Genomic DNA, 21172 nt, shown 5'->3' on the forward strand with positions numbered 1-21172 from the left:
AGGCCGATGGCCCCCATCGCGAGCAGGCTCGCTCCCACAGAGGATCCCGGCTTGCACGGATCCATTGTGGGAGCGAGCCTGCTCGCGATGACGGACTATCAGATAACAAAGAAGGTCTACTGCTGCTTCCAGCGATCCGCCGCCGCATGATCGCTGTCCCGTCCCTCGACCCAGCGCGGGCCATCCGCAGTGTTTTCCTTCTTCCAGAATGGGGCGCGGGTCTTGAGGTAGTCCATGACAAAGGCGCAAGCGTCGAATGCCGCCTGGCGATGGGCGCTGGCGGCAGCGACGAAAACGATGGGCTCGCCCGGCTCCAGGGCGCCGATGCGGTGCAACACTTCCAGCTTCAGCAGCGGCCAGCGCTGCTGCGCCTCGATGGCAATCTTGCCCAGGGCTTTCTCGGTCATGCCCGGGTAGTGCTCCAGGAACATCCCGGACACATCCAGGCCGTCATTGAAGTCCCGCACGTAGCCGACAAAACTCACCACCGCGCCCACGCCGACATTGGCCGCGTGCATCGCGTTGACTTCGGCGCCCGGATCGAACGGGTCGGCCTGTACACGAATCGCCATGACTCAGCCTCCGGTCACCGTAGGGAAGAACGCGACTTCGTCACCGTCCACCAGCGGTTCATCGAGCTGGCACAACTCTTCGTTGCGGGCGCACATCAGGGTCTGCTCGCTCAACACGTCGAAGCCCTGGCGATCCGCCAACAGCGCGCGAACGTCGTCGACCGTAGTGAATTGACCATCGACGCTCAAAGCGTCCATGCCCACGGCCTCGCGGTAACGGGCAAAGAACTTCACATGGATTTTCATGACGCGTCCGCCTGGAAATGACCACTCTTGCCGCCGAGCTTTTCCAGCACCCGAACCCCTTCAATGGTCATGGCCCGGTCCACGGCCTTGCACATGTCATAGATGGTCAGCGCGGCGACACTGGCGGCGGTCAGGGCCTCCATCTCCACCCCTGTCTGTCCCGAGAGCTTGCAACGGGCAACGATGCGCACCCGATCCTCCCCTTCGGCATTGAGCTCGACCTTGACGCCGGTGAGCATCAGCGGATGACAGAGCGGAATCAGATCGCTGGTTTTTTTCGCCGCCTGGATGCCGGCAATACGTGCGACGGCGAACACATCGCCCTTGGGGTGACCGCCGCTGACGATCATCTGCAGCGTAGCGGGCAACATGCGCACAAAAGCTTCGGCGGTGGCCTCACGGAACGTCACGGCCTTGTCGGTCACGTCGACCATGTTGGCGCGACCTTGGGAATCGAGATGGGTCAGCACAGGGTTACTCCTGATCAGGAGCGTCGATTGTAAACCCGTGAGTCAAATTCCGGCACGCCTGATTGTCGCACCTGCTCTGTCCTATGAGAGCCGGCTCGCTGAAGTAGAGCTTGCTGTGGGAGCAAGGCTTGCCCGCGATGAAGTTGATGCGGTCTGTCAGAAATCACGGTGTCTTTATCGCGAGCAAGCTTTGCTCCCACAGCAGGCTCGCTCACAGGGTTATTTGGCGTGTTCAGGAACCGGGCGACCACAAGGTCGCCCGGTTTTTCTTCAGGAGTTACAGATGGGATTCGGCATATTCGGCCAGGATCGAGCGCGGTACGCCCTGCAGGGTGATGTGGACCCCGTTGGGGAAGTCCTTGAAGCGTTCGGTCAGGTAGGTCAGCCCGGAACTGGTCGCGGACAGGTAAGGGGTATCGATCTGCGCCAGGTTACCCAGGCACACCACTTTGGAACCGGCGCCGGCACGGGTGATGATGGTTTTCATCTGGTGCGGGGTGAGGTTCTGGCATTCGTCGATCAGGATCAGGCTCTGCTGGAAGCTGCGGCCCCGGATGTAGTTGAGGGATTTGAACTGCAACGGCACCTTGCTGAGGATGTAGTCGACGCTGCCATGGGTGCTTTCGTCATCCATGTGCAAGGCTTCGAGGTTGTCGGTAATGGCCCCCAGCCAGGGCTCCATTTTTTCCGCTTCGGTACCGGGCAGGAAGCCGATCTCCTGGTCCAGGCCCTGCACGCTGCGGGTGGCGATGATGCGCCGGTAGCGCTTGCTGACCATGGTCTGCTCGATGGCGGCGGCCAGGGCCAGGATGGTCTTGCCGGAACCGGCCGCGCCGGACAGGTTGACCAGGTGGATATCCGGGTCGAGCAAGGCGAACAGAGCCAGGCTCTGGTAGATGTCACGGGGTTTGAGGCCCCAGGCCTCCTGATGCAGCAAGGGTTCCTGGTGCAGGTCGAGAATCAGCAGCTTGTCGTCTTCGATCTCCTTGATCCAGCCGACGAATCCCTGTTCGTCGATGATGAACTCATTGATGTGCACCGCCGGCAGGTTGTCGATCAGTTGCACCTGATGCCAGGTGCGACCATGGTCCTGGCGAGTATCGACCTTGCTCACGCGGTCCCAGAAGGAGCCGGTCATGGTGTGGTAGCCATTGGGCAACAGCGAGACGTCGTCGACCAATTGGTCGGTGCTGTAATCCTCCGCCGCAATCCCGCAGGCTCGGGCCTTGAGGCGCATGTTGATGTCTTTGGTCACCAGCACCACGGCGCGATCCTGGTTGCGCGAGTGCAGGTCGATCAATTGGTTGATGATGATGTTGTCGTTCAGGTGTTCGGGCAGTACGAGGTTGGGCTCGGTGCGCTTGCTCATCAGGATCGAGAGCAGGCCCTTGGGGCCGCCTTTGCCACGCTGGATCGGCACGCCCAGCTCGACGTCTTCGGGAGATGCATCCCCCAGGGTCTTGTCGATCAGGCGGATCGCCTGCCGGCATTCGGCCGCAACGCTGTGGTGACCGCTCTTGAGCTTGTCCAGCTCCTCGAGCACGGTCATCGGGATGGCAACGTGGTGTTCTTCGAAATTCAGCAGTGCGTTTGGATCGTGGATCAATACGTTGGTATCGAGTACATAGAGGATTGGCTGGTTGGAGGAAGGGCTACGTCCGTGGTCATCCATACTCGGTCACCTTTGTGGGGGCCATTCGACGCAATACCATGACAGTGCTGCGCCTCGAGGTAGCCACCGAATTCACCCGCGAGGATTCAGGTGAACTGCACACAAACGGGGTCTGGGAAGACGCCACCTGTGTTGCAGGTTTCGGCGGTCTGACTTCTTGATACCCCAAAAACCATGACAGGAAAAAGCACTTTGACGCTTTTTTGAAGTTTATTTTTCAGAGTGACGAAAAGCCCTTGGCGTACCGTCGCTACGCCGTTAAAGTCGGAAGTCCGGTCGTCATGAATGCGCACCGATTTTTTCCTCTCCCCCCGTGTTTCCGGGCCTTGCGCGGTTTCAGCGAAACGCCTCCTGACAATCTTGCCAACCGATCCCGCTTTGCGCCGTCTGCGTAATGAGCCAGGGCATTGCCGTCTTCACCGCATCCTGCTTGGCGTTGAAGTTGATCACCCCGTGGCGCCACAGCAGCATCAAGGTCAACGCGCGCTGGGCACTCTGTTCGGGCTTGAGCCGGTTGGTGCCGTCCTGGGGATCGATATCCCACAACGCTACTTGCAGGCCCTGCTGCCTGAAAAATGCCTCGGCATCGCCACGCCGCTGGCCCTGGGGCGGGCGGAACAACGGCACATAGTTCTCCGGCAGCTTGCCTTTGACCAGATCGACGCTGCGCCGTATCGAGTCCTGCCAGTCCTGCCAATAGCTATGGGAGCGGAACTCCCAGCCCTGAACCCCCACGCACTGTTCCGAATATAACGATTGGAGGTTGTTGACCGAGTCCTCCACCAGCCGCGCCTGGATGTCCTTGCCCAACACAAAAAAAGTGCCGTTCATGTTCGACTTGCGCAAGTAATCCGCCAGCCACGGGGTATTGTCTGGCGCAACGTTGGCACCGCTGTCGAACGTCAGCAGAAACAGCCGGTCATGCATGTCCTCGCCGTTGCGTTCGTAATCGCCGAAACGTTCTATTTCGCTGCTGGTTTGCGGAAAAAGCGCGGCTTTTCGCAGCAACTCATCCCGGTATTGGGTATGAAAAATCTGGCTTGGCCCGGCCCATTTGAAATAGAACGAGTCTTCATCGAGATGAAACCTGCGCGCCTCCTCACGCAAAGTCGCCATGTCCTCCACCAGGTAACAGAAAGAGGCGTCTTGATCACAGCTCCGTTGGGCGAAGTTGTAACTGGCCAGTAACCGCCGCCACAACCGTGCACGCAGGGTGGAGATCGCCGCCATATTCACCGAGCGCAGCCCCAGGTATTGCTTGAGGGCGATTTCGTCCATGGCATCGGTGTCCAGCAACACCCGGGCGAACATCAGGATCTCGGCCCGCGAAGCGACGTCGAACAGGGTCGGACTGGTGAGTTGTTCCGGCCAGGTGCTGCGGTCCAGGGTGGCGATGTCGTTGGGCGCGGCAATGGCAGTGAGGCTCAAGAGCCAGGCCGATAACACAAGCACGATACGCAAAAGGGATGTCTCCATAACGAAACCCGCGCGGCATCATAGCTGATCCAAGAACGACGCCCGCTTATCTCATTGCTCGAACAGGGCTTTTGTGGCGAGGGGATTTGAATATTTCCTTCACGCCACCGATCACCTATTACCCCGATAGCTGGAGTCCACCCGGACAACCCCCTAGAATCGCCGCACCCTCAAAGGAGACGATTGCATGCTGATGGTGATTTCCCCCGCCAAGACCCTCGATTACGAAACACCGCCGGCCACCGAACGCTTTACCCTGCCCCAGTACCTGGACCATTCCCAGGAACTGATCGAGCAGCTGCGTGAATTCTCGCCGGCACAGATCAGCGAACTGATGCACGTCTCCGACAAGATCGGAGGCCTCAATGCTGCGCGATTCGGCAGCTGGACCCCGGCGTTCACCCCGGCCAATGCCAAGCAGGCCCTGCTGGCCTTCAAGGGTGACGTGTACACGGGCCTGGACGCACAGAGCTTCAGCGAAGCCGACTTCGAGCACGCCCAACAGCATCTGCGCATGCTCTCCGGCCTTTACGGCCTGCTGCGGCCGTTGGACCTGATGCAGCCCTATCGTCTGGAAATGGGCACGAAACTGGCCAATGCCCGAGGCAAGGATCTCTACGCATTCTGGGGCACCCGTATCAGTGAATGGCTGAACGAAGCCCTGGCCGACCAAGGCGATGACGTGCTGTTGAACCTGGCTTCCAACGAGTATTTCTCGGCAGTCAAACGCAGTGCCTTGAACGCACGCATCATCGATACCGAATTCAAGGATCTGAAGAACGGCCAGTACAAAATCATCAGTTTCTACGCTAAAAAGGCCCGCGGATTGATGAGCCGGTTTGTCATTCAGGAACGCATCGACGATCCGGCGCGGCTAAAACAGTTCGATGTGCAAGGCTATCGTTACAGTGCCGAGCAGTCTTCGCCCGAAAAACTGGTTTTCCTGCGCGACCACGCCCCACAATAACGCAACACCTCTTCCGGGCCCCTGATCAGGGGCCTCGATCAGACCTCGACAGGTCATCTCACTTCCCCGCTCAATTCGACACATTATTGACGCCAATATTTAATCCACCCCCTGGGCTAACTTTTCTTTCACTCGACAAATGTCAGTTTTTTCCGTAGTGGCACAGAAAATTTTCAACAGTAGTGGCAAAAAAATATCTAGGCCTCTTAACTCCCCGTAACTAAAGGGCGAAATCACAAGTGCTATCAATATGAGAGCAGTGCCATCTCTGCCTATATTTCAAAAAATTTCCGAAATCGCGATGAGCGGGCTGGAACTATGTCCAAATGCACGGCTCATACCACCCGTAACGATTCTCGCCGAACGTGTACGAGATAACTTACATGGGACGTCGATCGAAGTAACCAAGTTGTCATGGCAACTAAGTGAAACGGTCGCTCTTATAGATCCAAGATGAAAGGACAGGAGATAAGGCACCATCGCTATCCCCTACAAGGCCAAGGCTGCGCCCCTATAACGTGCTCACCCGAGCACACAAGCTTCTGATTTTGTGGGCTTTTTGCCAGAAACCAGAAGTGAACGACCTTTGCACGAACGTTCTGGATAACGAGGACTGGCTGCATAACAGGGCAGGTCATAACAAGAAGGCCGCACTGCGCACAACTTGAGTGCAATTATTTAGACACTCGGAACTTAGTATGCCTGCACACGGCACTGTGGCGCCTGCATTCCACACTTCCGAGTGCACTATGACCGCTGAACACTATTAACTCCGGCCATTTAATGGCGTGAAAAACAGAGGTAAATGCGATGCGCATTAGCATATTTGGTTTGGGTTACGTCGGTGCAGTATGTGCCGGTTGCCTGTCTGCACGGGGCCATGATGTGGTTGGCGTAGATGTCGCCAAAGACAAGATCGATATGATCAACGCCGGCAAATCGCCTATTGTGGAACCGGGTCTTGGGGAGTTGCTGGCTCAAGGTATTCAAACAGGTCGCCTGCGTGGCACCACCAACTTCGCGGAAGCCATTCGCGATACAGACCTGTCGATGATCTGCGTCGGCACGCCGAGCAAAAAGAACGGCGACCTGGAACTGAACTACATCGAGGCCGTCTGCCGCGAGATCGGTTTTGTCCTGCGCGAAAAGAGCACCCGCCACACCATCGTGGTGCGCAGCACCGTGCTGCCGGGCACTGTCGCAAACGTTGTCATCCCGATCCTCGAAGACTGCTCCGGCAAAAAGGCCGGTGTCGATTTCGGCGTTGCGGTCAACCCTGAGTTCCTGCGTGAAAGCACCGCGATCAAGGACTATGACCAGCCACCGATGACCGTCATCGGCGAATTCGACAAGGCCTCTGGGGACGTCCTGCAATCGCTGTACGAAGAACTCGATGCGCCGATCATCCGCAAGGACATCGCTGTCGCCGAGATGATCAAGTACACCTGCAACGTCTGGCACGCCACCAAAGTGACCTTCGCCAACGAGATTGGCAACATCGCCAAGGCCGTGGGCGTCGACGGTCGCGTCGTGATGGATGTGGTCTGCCAGGACAAGGCCCTCAACCTGTCCCAGTACTACATGCGTCCAGGCTTCGCCTTCGGTGGCTCGTGCCTGCCCAAGGACGTACGTGCCCTGACCTATCGCGCCAGCTCCCTGGACGTGGAAGCGCCGCTGCTCAACTCGCTGATGCGCAGCAACGAATCCCAGGTGCAGAACGCCTTCGACATCGTCTCCAGCCATGAGAAACGCAAAGTCGCCCTGCTGGGCCTGAGCTTCAAGGCCGGCACCGACGACCTGCGTGAAAGCCCACTGGTAGAACTGGCGGAAATGCTGATCGGCAAGGGCTACGACCTGCGCATCTACGACAGCAACGTCGAATACGCCCGTGTCCACGGCGCGAACAAGGATTACATCGAGTCGAAGATTCCTCACGTCTCGTCCTTGCTCAACTCCGACTTCGACTCGGTGATCGACAACTCCGACATCATCATTCTCGGCAACCGCGACGAGAAGTTCCGCGCGCTGACCGAGAACGTACCGGAAGGCAAACAGGTCATCGACCTGGTTGGGTTCATGTCCAAGGCCACGACACCGAATGGCCGGACCGAAGGCATCTGCTGGTAAGTCTGTTTGCCGGTCGGGGCTTGCCCCGGCCGGCCTTTCGCCTGCCTTAACCCATCGGGCCGCCCACAAGGCCCGCCCGAGATAGAGACGGATGCAGATTATGCACAGGCTAAAGCACGGCCTGCTTCAGGCCGCCGGTTGGCTGTTTTACTTGAGTTTATTGATGGGCATCGCCATGGCGTTGCCCACGTCCACGTTCGACTCCGAATCCAAGGATTTCATTTTCCTGATCGGCGCCGTGGGCATCTGGCGTTACTCCATGGGAGCAACGCATTTCGTGCGTGGCATGATCTTCCTGTACATCGTCTACCCGCACCTGCGTCGCAAGGTACGCAAGCTGGGCGCGGCGGCGGATCCTTCCCACGTCTACCTGATGGTCACCAGTTTCCGGATCGACGCGCTGACCACTGCCCAGGTGTATGGCTCGGTGATCCGCGAGGCCATCGAGTGCGGGCTGCCCACCACCGTGGTCTGCTCCATCGTGGAAATGTCCGACGAACTGCTGGTCAAGAGCCTCTGGGCCCGCATGAACCCGCCAGCACGGGTCAAGCTGGACTTCGTGCGCATCCCTGGCACCGGCAAGCGTGATGGTCTGGCCTACGGTTTCCGCGCCATCTCCCGCCACTTGCCGGACGACCGCGCTGTGGTTGCCGTGATCGATGGCGACACCGTGCTCGCTGAAGGCGTCGTGCGCAAGACCGTGCCGTGGTTCCAGCTGTTCGGCAACGTCGGCGGCCTGACCACCAACGAGTTCTGCGAAGTGCGCGGCGGCTACATCATGGCCGAATGGCACAAGCTGCGTTTCGCCCAGCGCCACATCAACATGTGCTCCATGGCCCTGTCCAAGCGCGTGCTGACCATGACCGGCCGGATGTCGGTGTTCCGCGCCACCGTGGTGACCAACCCGGACTTCATCGCCGACGTGGAAAGCGACTCGCTGCAACACTGGCGCCTGGGTCGCTTCAAGTTCCTGACCGGTGACGACAAGTCGAGCTGGTTCAGCCTGATGCGCCTGGGCTACGACACTTTCTACGTACCCGATGCGGCGATCAACACCGTTGAGCACCCGCCGGAGAAAAGCTTCATCAAGGCCAGTCGCAAGCTGATGTTCCGCTGGTACGGCAACAACCTGCGGCAGAACTCCCGGGCACTGGGCCTGGGCTTGAGACGTCTGGGCCTGTTTACCTCGGTGGTGCTGTTCGACCAGCGCGTGTCGATGTGGACCTCGCTGCTGGGCCTGACCGTGGCATTGATCGCCAGCTTCAAGTACGGCACCGCGTTCATCCTGGTGTACCTGCTGTGGATCGGTATCACCCGGTTGATCCTGACTCTGTTGCTGTCGTGCTCCGGACACCGGATCGGCCCCGCTTACCCGGCGATTCTCTATTACAACCAGATCGTCGGCGCGATGGTGAAGATCTATGTGTTTTTTCGCCTCGATCAACAGTCCTGGACCCGTCAACCCACTTCGCTTACCCGTGATCTCGCCAGCTTTCAACGTTGGTTCAACACCTGGTCGTCTCGGACCATGACCTTCTCTGCCGGCAGTATTTTCGTCGCCGTGCTGTTGACGATGGTCTGACCGAACTCGCCTGAATTAACTAGGAAATCGCCCCTATGAACACCGCCGTGAATGTCAACGTAGTGCATGAATCCGAAGCCCAGCGCCAACACGCCCGAGTGAAAATCCCGGCCAAGTTGCGCTTCTTCGGCCCCGACCGTACCCCCATGGAAGTCAAGGTCCTGGACCTGTCCGCCGGCGGCCTGAGCTTCAACGCCGGCCAGATGCCGCTCAAAGTGGGCGAGTCCTACAAGGGCCGCCTGCAATTCGTCATCGACAACCTTGGCCTGGCCATGGACGTCGAATTGCAGATCCGCTCCCACGAGCGCCAGACCGGCCGTACCGGTTGCCAGTTCCAGAACCTGGAGCCTCGGGATATCTCGACACTGCGTCACATCATCACCTCGCACCTGGCCGGCGACATCGTCGGCGTCGGCGATGTGCTGGCGACCCTGCAACGCGACAACTTCACCAAGGCGCGCAAGCAGAAGGATGAAAACAGTGGCATGAGCGCCATGGGTCGCCTGCGGGCTGTGACCTTCAGCCTGGGCGTGTTCATCGTCGGCCTGGCGGCGTTCGGGTTCATCTTCAAGTCGGTGTACGGCATGTACTTCGTCAGCCACGCCCAGGCAGGCCTGGTAAACGTACCGGGCATGGCAATCACCATGCCACGCGACGGCACCGTGCAGAGCCTGGTCAAGGCTGACGGCGTTGCCGCCAAAGGCGCCCCGCTGGCGACCTTCAGCACCAGCATGCTCGACGTGCTCAAGGGCCACCTGGACGACAACCAGCTGCAACCGGCCAAGGTCGAGGAGCTGTTCGGCAAGCAGATGACCGGCACCCTGACCTCCCCTTGCGATTGCATCGTGGCCCAGCAATTGGTCGCCAACGGTCAATACGCCAGCAAGGGCGACGTGATCTTCCAACTGGTTCCACGCGGCACCGAAGCCAATGTGGAAGCACGCTTCTCCTATCGCCAGTTCGGCGAAGTGCGTCCAGGCACCTCGGTCAACTTCCAGGTCGCCGGTGAAGACATCACCCGCACCGGCAAGATCGTCAGCAGCACCAGCCTGAAAAGCGAAGACCTGTCGTCGGATATCCGCGTGCTGATCAAGCCCGACGAGCCTCTGGACAGCGCCCTGGCCGGCCGTCCCGTGGAAGTCAACAGCGACCGTGGTCCGAACCTGAACTGGCTGGTCGAAAAAGCCATGGCTGTCGGTAAGTAAGCGGAGGACATGCCAGTGACGACTCCACAAAACAACAATGCGCTGCATTCCCTGTGGGAGCGAGCCTGCTCGCGATGGGATCAGCGCGGTGTGTCTGATGTATCGAGTGGCCCGCATCGCGAGCAGGCCCGCTCCCACATGGGAACCCTCAGTGCCATTGCGCTGGCAATCAGCCTGGCCGGTTGCGCCGGTCTGCCCGATCAGCGCCTGGCCAACGAAGCCCTCAAGCGTGGTGACACGGCGCTGGCGCAGCAGAACTATCAGCAGCTGGCCGACCTGGGCTACAGCGAGGCCCAGGTGGGTCTGGCCGATATCCAGGTGGACAGCCGCGACCCCGAGCAGATGAAAAAGGCCGAAGCGACTTACCGCGCGGCCGCCGATATCTCGCCACGGGCCCAGGCTCGCCTGGGTCGCCTGCTGGTGGCCAAACCGGGTTCCACCGAGGCTGAAAAGCACGAGGCCGAAGGCCTGTTGAAAAAAGCCTTCGCCAACGGTGAAGGCAATACCCTGATCCCGCTGGCGATGCTGTACCTCCAATATCCCCACAGCTTCCCGAACGTCAACGCCCAGCAGCAGATCAGCCAGTGGCGCAGCGCCGGCTATCCGGAAGCGGGCCTGGCGCAGATTCTGCTCTATCGCACCCAGGGCACCTACGACCAGCATCTGGATGAAGTCGAGAAAGTCTGCAAGGCCGCCCTGGCAACGACCGACATCTGCTACGTCGAACTGGCCACGGTCTATCAGAAACGCGGCCAGCCGGACCAGCAGGCCGAGTTGCTCAAGCAACTGCAGGCCGCTCACCGCAGTGGCGCGGCCTCTGCCCAACGGGTGGACAGCGTCGCCCGTGTCCTGGCCGATGCCAGCCTGGGCAAGACCGACGAAAAGACCGCCCAGTCCATGCTCGAGGAAATTGCCCCGGGCTACCCCGCTGCCTGGGTCAGCCTGGCGCAGTTGCTCTACGACTTCCCCGAACTGGGCGACGTCGACAAGATGATGCAATACCTGGAAAACGGCCGCGCCGCCGACCAGCCTCGCGCCGAGCTGTTGCTGGGCAAGCTGTACTACGAAGGCAAATGGGTGCCAGCCGACGCCAAGGTCGCCGAAGCGCATTTCCAGAAAGCCGTCGGCCGAGAAGTGGCCGCCGATTACTACCTGGGCCAGATCTATCGTCGTGGTTACCTGGGCCAGGTGTACTCGCAAAAAGCCCTGGACCATCTGCTCAAGGCCGCCCGCAACGGCCAGAACAGCGCCGACTTCGCCATTGCCCAGCTGTTTTCCCAAGGCAAGGGCACCAAGCCCAACCCGGTCAACGCCTATGTATTCAGCCAGTTGGCCAAGGTCCAGAACACCCCGCAAGCCAACGAGCTTGCCCAGACCCTCGAAGCACAACTACCGCCGGAGCAGCTTGCCCAAGCCAAACGCCTGCTACAACAAGAGCAGGCCATTCGTGGCGTCATGAGCCCCGATACGCTGGAACTGCAAGCCCTAAAAGAAGATAACGGCGAGGAACAACTATGAAGTCTTTGAAATTCAATCCTTTTGTGCAGGCTGGAATTGGCCTGACATGCGCATTGATGTGGTCCTGCCCGACGCTGGCGGCCCTGACCGAAAGCAAGAATTTCGGCCTGGAGGTGAAGATCACCGGCCAATCCGAAGACGACCGTGACCTGGGCACCCAGAGCGGTGGCGACGTCAACGGCGTGGGCCTGGACCTGCGTCCTTGGGTCTATGGCGAAAGCGGTAACTGGAGCGCCTACGCCATGGCCCAGGCCGTGACCTCCACCGATGTCATCGAGACCGACACCCTGCAACAGTCCGATGGCGCCAACCAGCAGACCGACAGCGGCGATCGCGAAGCCAAGAAAAACTACCTGGCCATGCGTGAATTCTGGATTGGCTACAGCGGCCTGACGCCTTACCCGGGCGAACAGTTGAAGTTCGGGCGCCAGCGCCTGCGCAACGACGACGGCCAATGGCGTGACACCAACATCGAAGCCCTGAACTGGACCTTCGACACCACGTTGCTGCGCGCCAACCTCGGCGTCGCCGAACGTTTCAGCGAATACCGCACCGACCTCAAGGAGCTGTCGCCCAAGGATAAAGATCGACTGCACGTCTATGGCGATGTGGCTTACCAGTGGATGCCAGGCCAGTGGGCCGGAATCCGTGCCCATCACACCCATGACAACGGCAGCCTCGATTACCCGACCCCGGGCGAACCCACCGACACCCTGGACAAGACCCAGAACGGTGACTTGACCTGGCTCGGCCTGGAAGCCAACAGCGACGCCTACAACTGGCGCAACACCAACACCGTCAACTACTGGGCCAGCCTCACCGGCATGTCCGGCGACCGCGACACCGTCAACCCGCTCAACGCCGACGGCACGCGTCCTGCGCAAGCCAAGCGCAGCGAAGACCTGAATGGCTGGGCCACTGACCTGGGTATCCGCCTGCGCCTCGATCCGCAATGGCAAGTCGGTGCGGCCTATGCCCGCGCCAGCGATGAGTACCAACAGAACGGCCTGCAGAGCAACCGTTCGAACTTCACCGGCACCCGCTCGCGGGTCCACCGTTTCGGCGAAGCGTTCCGTGGCGAAATGGCCAACACCCAGAGCGCCAGCCTGTTCGGCTCCTGGCAGCTGCGCGACGAATACGACGCCAGCCTGGTGTACCACAAGTTCTGGCGTGTGGACGGCAACAAGCCGGTGGGCAGCAACGGCATCAACGCCGTGGAAAACAACACCGACGACGTGACCGGCGCCATCCTCTCCACCTCGACCCTGCCGCTGCGTGACGGCGACAAGGATCTGGGCCAGGAGGTCGACCTGGTGGTCACCAAATACTTCAAGCAAGGACTGCTGCCGGCGGCACTGAGCCAGTCCATCGACGAACCATCGGCGCTGGTGCGCTTGCGTGGCGGCGTGTTCAAGCCAGGCGATGCCTACGGCAAGGACGTCGACTCGTACATGCATCGCGCCTTTGTCGACGTGATCTGGCGCTTCTGATGCAAATGGCCATGGGAGTGCCCGAAATGAACCGCTACCTCAGGAACAGCCAGGCGATGAAAGGTTCGATCAGCCTGTTGGTCGCAGCGATGCTGCTGGCCGGCTCGCCGGCGTTCGCCAACGTTGAACCGGTGGTCAAGCCGGGCAACGTGGTCAAGGAACTGCAACGCGCCAAGACCTACACCGTCAACAGCGCGCCGACCGAGCCGCTGGAACTGGCCAAGCCGACCTTGCCCGACCTCAAAGGCTTCACCGCCGAAGCGGTCGCGGCCAAGATCGTGCGGACCAAGCCCGGCAAGATCAGCGTGCGCCGGATGATGCAGGAAAACGCCTTGAAGGACTTCATCGGCGGCGACAACAAGATGGCCGAGTGGGTGGTGCGCCAGCACGGCATCCCACAGGCCATCTTCATCGACGATGGCTACATGAACTTCAAGGACCTGGCCAAGAAACTGCCCAAGTACATCATCGAAACTTCGCCGGGTGTCTACCTGGCGAAGATTCCGATCGTGGTCGGTCAGAAAGGCATTCTGGAAATCGACAAGCAGACCCAGGAACTGCGCCTGTCCCAGGAAGGCGGCTCGTTCCTGGTCAACGATGGCCGGATGTTCATCCGCGATACCAAGGTCACCGGCTGGCGTGAGAAGGACAACGGCCCCGCCACGTTCCGCTCGCCCAAGGAGTTCCGTCCGTTCCTGCTCGCGTGGGGCGGCACCGAGACCTACATCGTCAACACCAAGATGGCCAGCTTCGGTTACTCCAACAGTAAGTCGTACGGGGTGAGTATTTCCCAGTACACGCCGAACATGGCCAAGGTCCTCAAGCGCCCGGAACCGACCGGCTGGATCATCGGTTCCGAGTTCTCGGACATGTGGTACGGCTTCTACTGCTACGAGACGCGCGACTTCGTGGTCAAGGGCAACACCTATAAGGACAACATTGTCTACGGCATCGACCCCCACGACCGGTCCCATCGGCTGATCATCGCCGACAACACCGTCTACGGGACGAAGAAGAAGCACGGGATCATTATTTCCCGTGAGGTCAACGACAGCTTCATCTTCAACAACCGCAGCTACGACAACAAGCTCTCGGGCCTGGTGATCGACCGTAACAGCGTCAACAACATCATTGCCTACAACGAGATCTACAAGAACCACACCGACGGCATCACCCTCTACGAGAGTGCCGACAACCTGTTGTGGGATAACAAAGTGATCAGCAACCAGCGCCACGGCATCCGGATTCGTAACAGCGTGAACATCCGCCTTTACGAAAACGTATCCATGGCCAACGGCCTGACCGGCATCTACGGCCACATCAAGGACCTGTCCAACACCGACCGGGACATCAAGCTCGACCCGTTCGACGCCGAGGTCTCGCTGATCGTGGTGGGTGGCGAACTGGCCGCCAACGGCAGTGGCCCGCTGTCCATCGACTCGCCCTTGAGCGTGGAGCTGTATCGCGTGTCCATGCTCGCGCCGACCAAATCCAGCGGCATCAGCTTCACCGGGATCCTGGGCGAGCGCCAGGATGAAATTCTCGACCTGCTGGTGCGCCAGCAGAAAGCCGTACTGATCGACCCTGTCGAACGCCAGACCGAATTGCGGGACTGAGGATGACCTTTATGAACCCACAGATGATCAAACTCCTGGGCCTGTCTGCCCTGACTGCCGGCATTCTCGCCGCTGCAAGCGGCGCGCGCGCCGACGAAATCAAGGCGCCTGCGTTTACCGCGGAGCCCTGCTGCAACCTGTGCCCTGCCGCTCACGATGCAAAGAACTACACCACGCGCTACCAGCAAAACTTCACCACGCTGGTACAGGCCCAGGGCGATTGGCTGTTCCGGACCCAGGAAGACCTGCGCACCGAATTCAACACCACCCCGGCCGGCTACAAGCGCCTGCAGCAGTTGCACGATGCGTTCAAGGCAAAAGGCGTCGAGCTGGTGCTCGTCTATCAACCGACCCGGGGCCTGGTGAACCGCAACAAGCTCAACCCACAGGAAAAGGCCGCTTTCGACTATGAGAAAGCCCTGACCAACTACAAATCCATGCTCGGCCGTTTCGCCCAGATGGGTTATGTAGTGCCGGACCTGTCGCCGCTGACCAACGAGAACCTGCCCGAAACCCTGCCAGCCCACGATTTCTACTTCCGTGGCGACCAGCACTGGACGCCATACGGTGCCCAGCGCACGGCGAAAATCGTCGCCGAGAAGGTCAAGCAGATCCCGGCCTTTGCCGACATTCCCAAGCGTGAGTTCGAGACCAAGAGGTCCGGCCGCATGGGCAAGACCGGCACCCTGCATAACATGGCCGGACAACTGTGCGGCACCAGCTACGCGATCCAGTACATGGACCAGTTCACCACCGAGCCCAAAGGCGAGGCCGGTGACGGCGATCTGTTTGGCGATTCCGGCAACCCGCAGATCACCCTTGTAGGCACCAGTCACAGCGGCAAGAACTACAACTTCGCCGGTTTCCTGGAAGAAGCCATCGGCGCTGACATCCTCAACGTGGCCTTCCCCGGCGGCGGTTTCGAAGGCGCAATGATCCAGTACCTGGGCAGCGAAGAGTTCCAGAAGAACCCGCCGAAAATCCTCATCTGGGAATTCTCGCCGCTATATCGCCTGGACCAGGAAACCATCTATCGCCAGATGATGGCGCTGCTGGACAACAACGGTTGCGAAGGCAAGCCGGCATTGATGAGCAGCAAGACCGCCCTCAAGCCGGGCAAGAACGAATTGATGGTCAATAGCAAGAACATGGATCTGCGTAACAGCAGTCACCAGGTCGATATCCGTTTCGCCGATACCTCGGTGAAAACGTTGCAAGCCACCCTCTGGTACATGAATGGGCGCCACGAGGATATCAAGATCGAAAAACCGAATACCTCGGACACCGACGGACGTTTCGCCTTCCAGTTGCGCACCGATGAGGACTGGGCTTCGCAGAACCTGCTTGCCGTTGAAGTCCAGGGCCCCGAAGCCGGTGCGGCACCGCAGCAAGTGGAAGCGAAAATCTGCAAACGCAATGTCTCTCCGCAAGCCGAACAAACGGCTCAAATCGGACAATGAGGTCTCGCTTTATGACCAGGAACATGCGCAACCGAACGTTGAAAACGCTGCTGGCACCGTCCCTGCTGACCCTGGCGATATTCGCCGGGGCCACCCAGGCCGCGGCCCCGCTGCGCCCGCCGCAGGGTTACTTCGCGCCGATCGAAAAGGCCAAGACCGGCGATTCCGCCCAAGGCTGCGACGCCGTGCCGGCACCCTATACCGGCTCCCTGCAGTTTCGCAGCAAGTACGAGGGCTCCGACAAAGCCCGTGCGACGTTGAACGTGCAATCGGAAAAAGCCTTTCGTGACAGCACCGCCGACATCACCAAGATCGAGCGCGGCGTCAGCAAGCAAGTAATGCAGTTCATGCGCGACGGCCGTCCCGAGCAATTGGACTGCACCCTGAACTGGCTGACCACCTGGGCCAAGGCCGATGCGCTGATGTCCAAGGACTTCAACCACACCGGCAAGTCCATGCGCAAATGGGCCTTGGGCAGCATGGCTTCGGCCTATGTGCGCCTGAAATTCTCCGACTCGCATCCGTTGGCGAACCATCAGGAGCAGGCGCAACTGATCGAAAGCTGGTTCAGCAAGATGGCCGATCAGGTGGTCAGCGACTGGGACAACCTGCCGCTGGACAAGACCAACAACCACTCCTACTGGGCCGCCTGGTCGGTGATGGCCACTTCGGTCGCGACCAACCGCCGCGACCTGTTCGACTGGGCCGTCAAGGAATACAAGGTCGGCGTCAACCAGATCGATGCCGACGGCTTCCTGCCCAACGAACTCAAGCGCAAGCAACGGGCCCTGTCCTATCACAACTATGCCCTGCCGCCATTGGCGATGATCGCCAGCTTCGCTCAGGTCAACGGTGTGGATCTGCGCCAGGAAAACAACGGCGCCCTCAAGCGCCTGGGTGACCGGGTGCTGGCCGGGGTGAAAGACCCGGATATCTTCGAGAAGAAGAATGGCGAAGAGCAGGACATGAAGGATCTGAAAATCGATTCGAAATTCGCCTGGCTCGAACCGTTCTGCAGCCTCTACACCTGCTCCGGCGATGTGCTGGAACGCAAACATGAAATGCAACCGTTCAAGACGTTCCGCCTTGGCGGGGACTTGACCCGGGTCTACGACCCAGCCAACGAGAAAGGCAAAGGAAGCTGATTCACCGCTGATCGTTCCCACGCTCTGCGTGGGAATGCAGCCGGGGACGCTCTGCGTCCCAAAAAGCCGAACGCGGAGCGTCCGTAGAGGCATTCCCACGCAGAGCGTGGGAACGATCATCACCGCCCTTTTTCATGGGGGGGTTTGGGGGGGCTCTGGCCCTTGACTGTTGATTCAACATGGAGAGATCGGGATGGTATTTTCATCCAACGTGTTCCTGTTCCTGTTCCTGCCGATCTTTCTCGGCTTGTACTACTTGAGCGGGCAACGCTATCGCAACCTGCTACTGCTGATCGCCAGCTATGTGTTCTATGCCTGGTGGCGGGTGGACTTCCTCGCACTGTTCGCCGCCGTGACCCTGTGGAACTACTGGATCGGCCTGAAAGTCGGTGCCGCCGGCGTACGCACCAAGCCGGCCCAGCGCTGGCTGTTGCTCGGCGTGGCGGTGGACCTGTGCATCCTGGGCTACTTCAAGTACGCCAACTTCGGGGTGGACAGCCTCAACGCGATCATGACCAGCTTCGGTCTCGAACCCTTCATCCTGACCCATGTGCTGTTGCCAATCGGGATCTCGTTCTACATCTTCGAGTCCATCAGCTACATCATCGACGTCTATCGCGGCGACACTCCGGCGACCCGCAACCTGATCGACTTCGCAGCGTTCGTGGCGATCTTCCCGCACCTGATCGCCGGCCCCGTGCTGCGTTTCCGTGACCTGGCCGACCAGTTCAACAACCGCACCCACACCTTGGACAAGTTCTCCGAAGGCTGCACGCGCTTCATGCAGGGCTTCATCAAGAAAGTGTTCATCGCCGACACCCTGGCGGTGGTGGCCGACCATTGCTTCGCCCTGCAGAACCCGACCACCGGCGATGCCTGGCTCGGTGCCCTGGCCTACACCGCACAGCTGTACTTCGACTTCTCCGGCTACAGCGACATGGCCATCGGCCTGGGCCTGATGATGGGTTTCCGTTTCATGGAAAACTTCAAGCAGCCCTACATCAGCCAGTCCATTACCGAGTTCTGGCGGCGCTGGCACATCAGCCTGTCGACCTGGCTGCGCGATTACCTCTACATCACCCTGGGCGGTAACCGCAAAGGCACGCTGATGACCTATCGCAACCTGTTCCTGACCATGCTGCTCGGTGGTCTGTGGCACGGCGCGAACATCACCTACGTGATCTGGGGCGCCTGGCACGGTATCTGGCTGGCCATCGAGAAAGCCGTGGGCATCAACACCACCCCACGCAGTCTCAACCCGATCCGCTGGGCGCTGACCTTCCTGCTGGTGGTGATGGGCTGGGTGATCTTCCGTGCCGAGAACCTGCACGTGGCCGGTCGCATGTACGGCGCCATGTTCAGCTTCGGCGACTGGTCGCTGTCGGAACTGACCCGCGCCAACCTCACCGGCCTGCAGATCGCCACGCTGGTGGTGGCCTACATCACCCTCGCCTTCTTCGGCCTGCGGGATTTCTACACCAACCGTCCGCCGGTCAAGACCAAGCCCGAGGTCAACACCGAAGCCAATGGTCCGGCCACTGCACAACCGGGGCTGATCAAGGCCGTACCGGGCGACAACCCGTCGCAGATCCACGAACCGGGCTACACCGTGGGCGTCGAAGCCCAGGTGCAACCGGCCTACTGGGTCGCTGACTGGCCACGTTATGTCATGCGTGCGTTGGTGTTGCTGCTGTTCATCGCTTCGATTCTCAAACTCTCGGCGCAAAGCTTCTCGCCGTTCCTTTACTTCCAGTTCTGAGGGATCTGAACATGACCCGCTCATTACGCATCTTTTACATCGCACTGTTCCTGCTGATCCTCGCGGTCCTGGGCCTGTGGTCGATGCGCAGTTTCTTCGGCTTCAGCACCAACCCCGATGCCACCGTGCTCAACGGGCGCTGGACCAAGGCTGTCGAAACCCACTACGACGACCAGTTCCCGATCAAGCGCCTGGGCACCAACATCTGGGCCGCGCTGGACTACAAGCTGTTCAACGAGGGCCGTAAAGGCGTGGTCCTGGGCCGCGACCAGTGGCTGTACAGCGACGAAGAGTTCAACCCGATCGTCAACGAAGAACTGAACCTGCAAGGCAACTACGCGCTGGTCGAAGGCGTACGCCAGAAACTCAAGGAACAGGGCATCACCCTGGTGATGGCGATCGTGCCGGCCAAGGCGCGACTGTATCCGGAGCACTTGGGTGAAGTGAAGCCAGCCAGCATTCACGCCAATCTCTATCAGGATTTCCATGCCCGCGTCGCGGCCGACAAGATCCTCGCCCCTGACCTGCTCGGCCCACTGCAACAGGCCAAGCAGAGCGGCCAGCAGGTATTCCTGCGCACCGACACCCACTGGACTCCGGAAGGCGCCCAGGTCGCAGCCGAGAACATCGCCAAGGCCATTGCCGAGCGCGCGCCTCTCAACGGCGAGCCGCAACGTTTCGTCACCGAGCCTGCGGAAAAGATCATCCACAAGGGTGACCTGCGCCAGTTCCTGCCCCTGGACCCGCTGTTCGAAAACCTGATGCCGGCCCAGGAGCCGCTGGTCAAGCGCAACACCCGCGAGGCCGACGACCAGCCGGCCGGCGACGACGCGCTGTTTGCCGATGCCCAGGTTCCCGTGGCCCTGATCGGCACCAGCTACAGCGCCAACCCCAACTGGAACTTCGTCGGTGCACTCAAGCAAGCCCTGCACAGCGACGTCGTGAACTACGCCGAAGACGGCCATGGCCCGATTCTGCCGATGCTCAGCTACCTCAAGAGCGACGCCTTCAAGAACAGCCCGCCACAAGTGCTGATCTGGGAGTTTCCTGAACGTTATCTGCCCGTGAACAACGAAATCGGCGACGCCGACCCGCAGTGGGTCGCAGAACTCAAACAAGCCGGTGCGCGCCAACAGAACGTTGCCGCCAACACTCAATCCGAGACGCCCGACCGGGCGCAAAACTGAAAGAGAGGTCCATCATGACTTTCAACACTACTCCTCGTCGTCTCGCTGCTCGTTCCTTCAAGGCCGTTGCCCTGGTTGCCAGCATGAGCGCCCTTTCCCTCTCCGCCTTTGCCGGTGACTCGGCGCTGTACGGCCCGGTCGCACCAAAAGGCTCGAGCTTCGTGCGTATCTACAACGCCAGCAACAGCGAAGTCAGCGCCACCGTCGGCAGCACCAACCTCAACGACGTCGCGCCATTGGCCAGCAGCGACTTCAGCTTCATGCCCGGCGGCGACTACAGCGCCAAGGTAGGTAGCCAGACCGTTCCGGTCAAACTGGCTCCCGATCACTACTACACCCTGGTCAACAACGCGACCGGCCAGCCGCAACTGATCGAAGAACCACCGTTCAAGAACAAACAGAAATCCCTGGTGCGTGTGCAGAACCTCACCGACAAGGCGCTGACCCTCAAGACCGCCGACGGCAAGACCGAGGTGGTGCCGAACGTGGCGGCCAAGGGCCGTGGCGAACGTGAAATCAACCCGGTGAAAGTCAGCCTGGCGCTGTTCGAAGGCGACAAGAAAGTCGGTGACCTCAAGCCCGTGGCCCTGGAGCGCGGCGAAGCGGCCGTGCTGTATGTCACCGGCTCCGGAAGCAGCTTGTCGCCGGTCTGGGTAAAGCGTCCAGTGTCAACTCGCTGA

Annotated in this window: 18 protein-coding genes; 12 read left to right on the top strand and 6 right to left on the bottom strand. The window is 60.1% G+C overall.

All coding sequences use genetic code 11. The annotated features are described in order from the left end of the window. Nucleotides 1-116 precede the first annotated feature (116 nt). From moaE to ACODTO_RS22785, 6 genes are all read right to left on the bottom strand, one after another. A complete protein-coding gene (gene moaE / locus ACODTO_RS22760; protein WP_139644980.1) occupies nucleotides 117-572 on the bottom strand; it encodes a molybdopterin synthase catalytic subunit MoaE in 456 nt (151 codons plus the stop codon). 3 nt (nucleotides 573-575) lie between these two features. Beyond that, on the bottom strand, nucleotides 576-818 hold the full coding sequence (moaD, locus tag ACODTO_RS22765) for a molybdopterin converting factor subunit 1 (RefSeq protein WP_139644978.1): 243 nt from the start codon (nucleotides 816-818) through the stop codon (nucleotides 576-578). Beyond that, nucleotides 815-1288: a cyclic pyranopterin monophosphate synthase MoaC gene (gene moaC / locus ACODTO_RS22770; protein ID WP_139644976.1), complete on the bottom strand. Its 474-nt coding sequence runs from the start codon at nucleotides 1286-1288 to the stop codon at nucleotides 815-817. Before moaC ends, moaD begins: the two co-directional genes overlap by 4 nt. Nucleotides 1289-1565: 277 nt before the next feature. Beyond that, nucleotides 1566-2960: a PhoH family protein gene (locus ACODTO_RS22775; RefSeq protein WP_041021615.1), complete on the bottom strand. Its 1395-nt coding sequence runs from the start codon at nucleotides 2958-2960 to the stop codon at nucleotides 1566-1568. A gap of 86 nt (nucleotides 2961-3046) precedes the next feature. Continuing rightward, nucleotides 3047-3253: a hypothetical protein gene (locus ACODTO_RS22780; protein ID WP_175363646.1), complete on the bottom strand. Its 207-nt coding sequence runs from the start codon at nucleotides 3251-3253 to the stop codon at nucleotides 3047-3049. 43 nt (nucleotides 3254-3296) lie between these two features. After that, nucleotides 3297-4421, bottom strand: coding sequence for a polysaccharide deacetylase family protein (locus tag ACODTO_RS22785; protein ID WP_139644974.1), 1125 nt, complete (start codon nucleotides 4419-4421; stop codon nucleotides 3297-3299). A gap of 202 nt (nucleotides 4422-4623) precedes the next feature. Here ACODTO_RS22785 and yaaA point away from each other — a divergent pair, with 202 nt between their 5' ends. The 12 genes from yaaA to ACODTO_RS22845 all read left to right on the top strand — a co-directional run bounded on the left by yaaA (nucleotide 4624) and on the right by ACODTO_RS22845 (nucleotide 21172). Continuing rightward, entirely contained in the window at nucleotides 4624-5403 is a 780-nt protein-coding gene (gene yaaA / locus ACODTO_RS22790) for a peroxide stress protein YaaA (RefSeq protein WP_139644972.1), read from the top strand. An 810-nt stretch (nucleotides 5404-6213) separates the two neighbouring features. Beyond that, nucleotides 6214-7530: a nucleotide sugar dehydrogenase gene (locus tag ACODTO_RS22795; protein ID WP_139644970.1), complete on the top strand. Its 1317-nt coding sequence runs from the start codon at nucleotides 6214-6216 to the stop codon at nucleotides 7528-7530. Nucleotides 7531-7630: 100 nt separating this feature from the next. Next, the gene (gene alg8 / locus ACODTO_RS22800) at nucleotides 7631-9112 is read left to right on the top strand and encodes a mannuronan synthase (protein WP_373682460.1); all 1482 of its coding nucleotides are present in this window, start codon (nucleotides 7631-7633) and stop codon (nucleotides 9110-9112) included. Between the two features lie 35 nt (nucleotides 9113-9147). Beyond that, nucleotides 9148-10317 carry an alginate biosynthesis protein Alg44 gene (locus ACODTO_RS22805; RefSeq protein ID WP_139644966.1) on the top strand — a complete coding sequence of 390 codons (1170 nt, stop codon included), beginning with the start codon at nucleotides 9148-9150 and terminating at the stop codon, nucleotides 10315-10317. A 9-nt stretch (nucleotides 10318-10326) separates the two neighbouring features. Beyond that, nucleotides 10327-11835, top strand: coding sequence for an alginate biosynthesis TPR repeat lipoprotein AlgK (gene algK / locus ACODTO_RS22810; RefSeq protein ID WP_175386805.1), 1509 nt, complete (start codon nucleotides 10327-10329; stop codon nucleotides 11833-11835). A 5-nt stretch (nucleotides 11836-11840) separates the two neighbouring features. Continuing rightward, nucleotides 11841-13325, top strand: coding sequence for an alginate export family protein (locus ACODTO_RS22815; protein WP_175386814.1), 1485 nt, complete (start codon nucleotides 11841-11843; stop codon nucleotides 13323-13325). 26 nt (nucleotides 13326-13351) lie between these two features. Then, complete coding sequence (gene algG, locus ACODTO_RS22820; protein WP_139644962.1) at nucleotides 13352-14941, top strand: mannuronan 5-epimerase AlgG; 1590 nt, start codon at nucleotides 13352-13354, stop codon at nucleotides 14939-14941. An 11-nt stretch (nucleotides 14942-14952) separates the two neighbouring features. Then, nucleotides 14953-16401: an alginate O-acetyltransferase gene (locus ACODTO_RS22825; protein WP_489107084.1), complete on the top strand. Its 1449-nt coding sequence runs from the start codon at nucleotides 14953-14955 to the stop codon at nucleotides 16399-16401. Nucleotides 16402-16424: 23 nt separating this feature from the next. Continuing rightward, a complete protein-coding gene (locus ACODTO_RS22830; protein ID WP_489107085.1) occupies nucleotides 16425-17546 on the top strand; it encodes a mannuronate-specific alginate lyase in 1122 nt (373 codons plus the stop codon). Between the two features lie 193 nt (nucleotides 17547-17739). Next, entirely contained in the window at nucleotides 17740-19305 is a 1566-nt protein-coding gene (locus tag ACODTO_RS22835; protein ID WP_175386804.1) for an MBOAT family O-acyltransferase, read from the top strand. 11 nt (nucleotides 19306-19316) lie between these two features. Beyond that, nucleotides 19317-20492, top strand: a complete 1176-nt coding sequence (locus ACODTO_RS22840; RefSeq protein ID WP_041021623.1) for an alginate O-acetyltransferase — start codon at nucleotides 19317-19319, stop codon at nucleotides 20490-20492. 14 nt (nucleotides 20493-20506) lie between these two features. After that, nucleotides 20507-21172: an alginate O-acetyltransferase AlgF gene (locus tag ACODTO_RS22845; protein ID WP_139644954.1), complete on the top strand. Its 666-nt coding sequence runs from the start codon at nucleotides 20507-20509 to the stop codon at nucleotides 21170-21172.

This window comes from Pseudomonas sp. FG13 (assembly GCF_057809755.1).

Coding starts and splice junctions, on each gene's coding strand:
- ACODTO_RS22840 (WP_041021623.1), top strand. CDS start 19,317: ATGACCCGCTCATTACGCATCTTTTACATCGCACTGTTCCTGCTGATC.
- ACODTO_RS22845 (WP_139644954.1), top strand. CDS start 20,507: ATGACTTTCAACACTACTCCTCGTCGTCTCGCTGCTCGTTCCTTCAAG.
- yaaA (WP_139644972.1), top strand. CDS start 4,624: ATGCTGATGGTGATTTCCCCCGCCAAGACCCTCGATTACGAAACACCG.
- ACODTO_RS22805 (WP_139644966.1), top strand. CDS start 9,148: ATGAACACCGCCGTGAATGTCAACGTAGTGCATGAATCCGAAGCCCAG.
- algG (WP_139644962.1), top strand. CDS start 13,352: ATGAACCGCTACCTCAGGAACAGCCAGGCGATGAAAGGTTCGATCAGC.
- algK (WP_175386805.1), top strand. CDS start 10,327: ATGCCAGTGACGACTCCACAAAACAACAATGCGCTGCATTCCCTGTGG.
- ACODTO_RS22830 (WP_489107085.1), top strand. CDS start 16,425: ATGCGCAACCGAACGTTGAAAACGCTGCTGGCACCGTCCCTGCTGACC.
- ACODTO_RS22775 (WP_041021615.1), bottom strand. CDS start 2,960: ATGGATGACCACGGACGTAGCCCTTCCTCCAACCAGCCAATCCTCTAT.
- moaE (WP_139644980.1), bottom strand. CDS start 572: ATGGCGATTCGTGTACAGGCCGACCCGTTCGATCCGGGCGCCGAAGTC.
- ACODTO_RS22825 (WP_489107084.1), top strand. CDS start 14,953: ATGAACCCACAGATGATCAAACTCCTGGGCCTGTCTGCCCTGACTGCC.
- ACODTO_RS22835 (WP_175386804.1), top strand. CDS start 17,740: ATGGTATTTTCATCCAACGTGTTCCTGTTCCTGTTCCTGCCGATCTTT.
- ACODTO_RS22795 (WP_139644970.1), top strand. CDS start 6,214: ATGCGCATTAGCATATTTGGTTTGGGTTACGTCGGTGCAGTATGTGCC.
- alg8 (WP_373682460.1), top strand. CDS start 7,631: ATGCACAGGCTAAAGCACGGCCTGCTTCAGGCCGCCGGTTGGCTGTTT.
- moaD (WP_139644978.1), bottom strand. CDS start 818: ATGAAAATCCATGTGAAGTTCTTTGCCCGTTACCGCGAGGCCGTGGGC.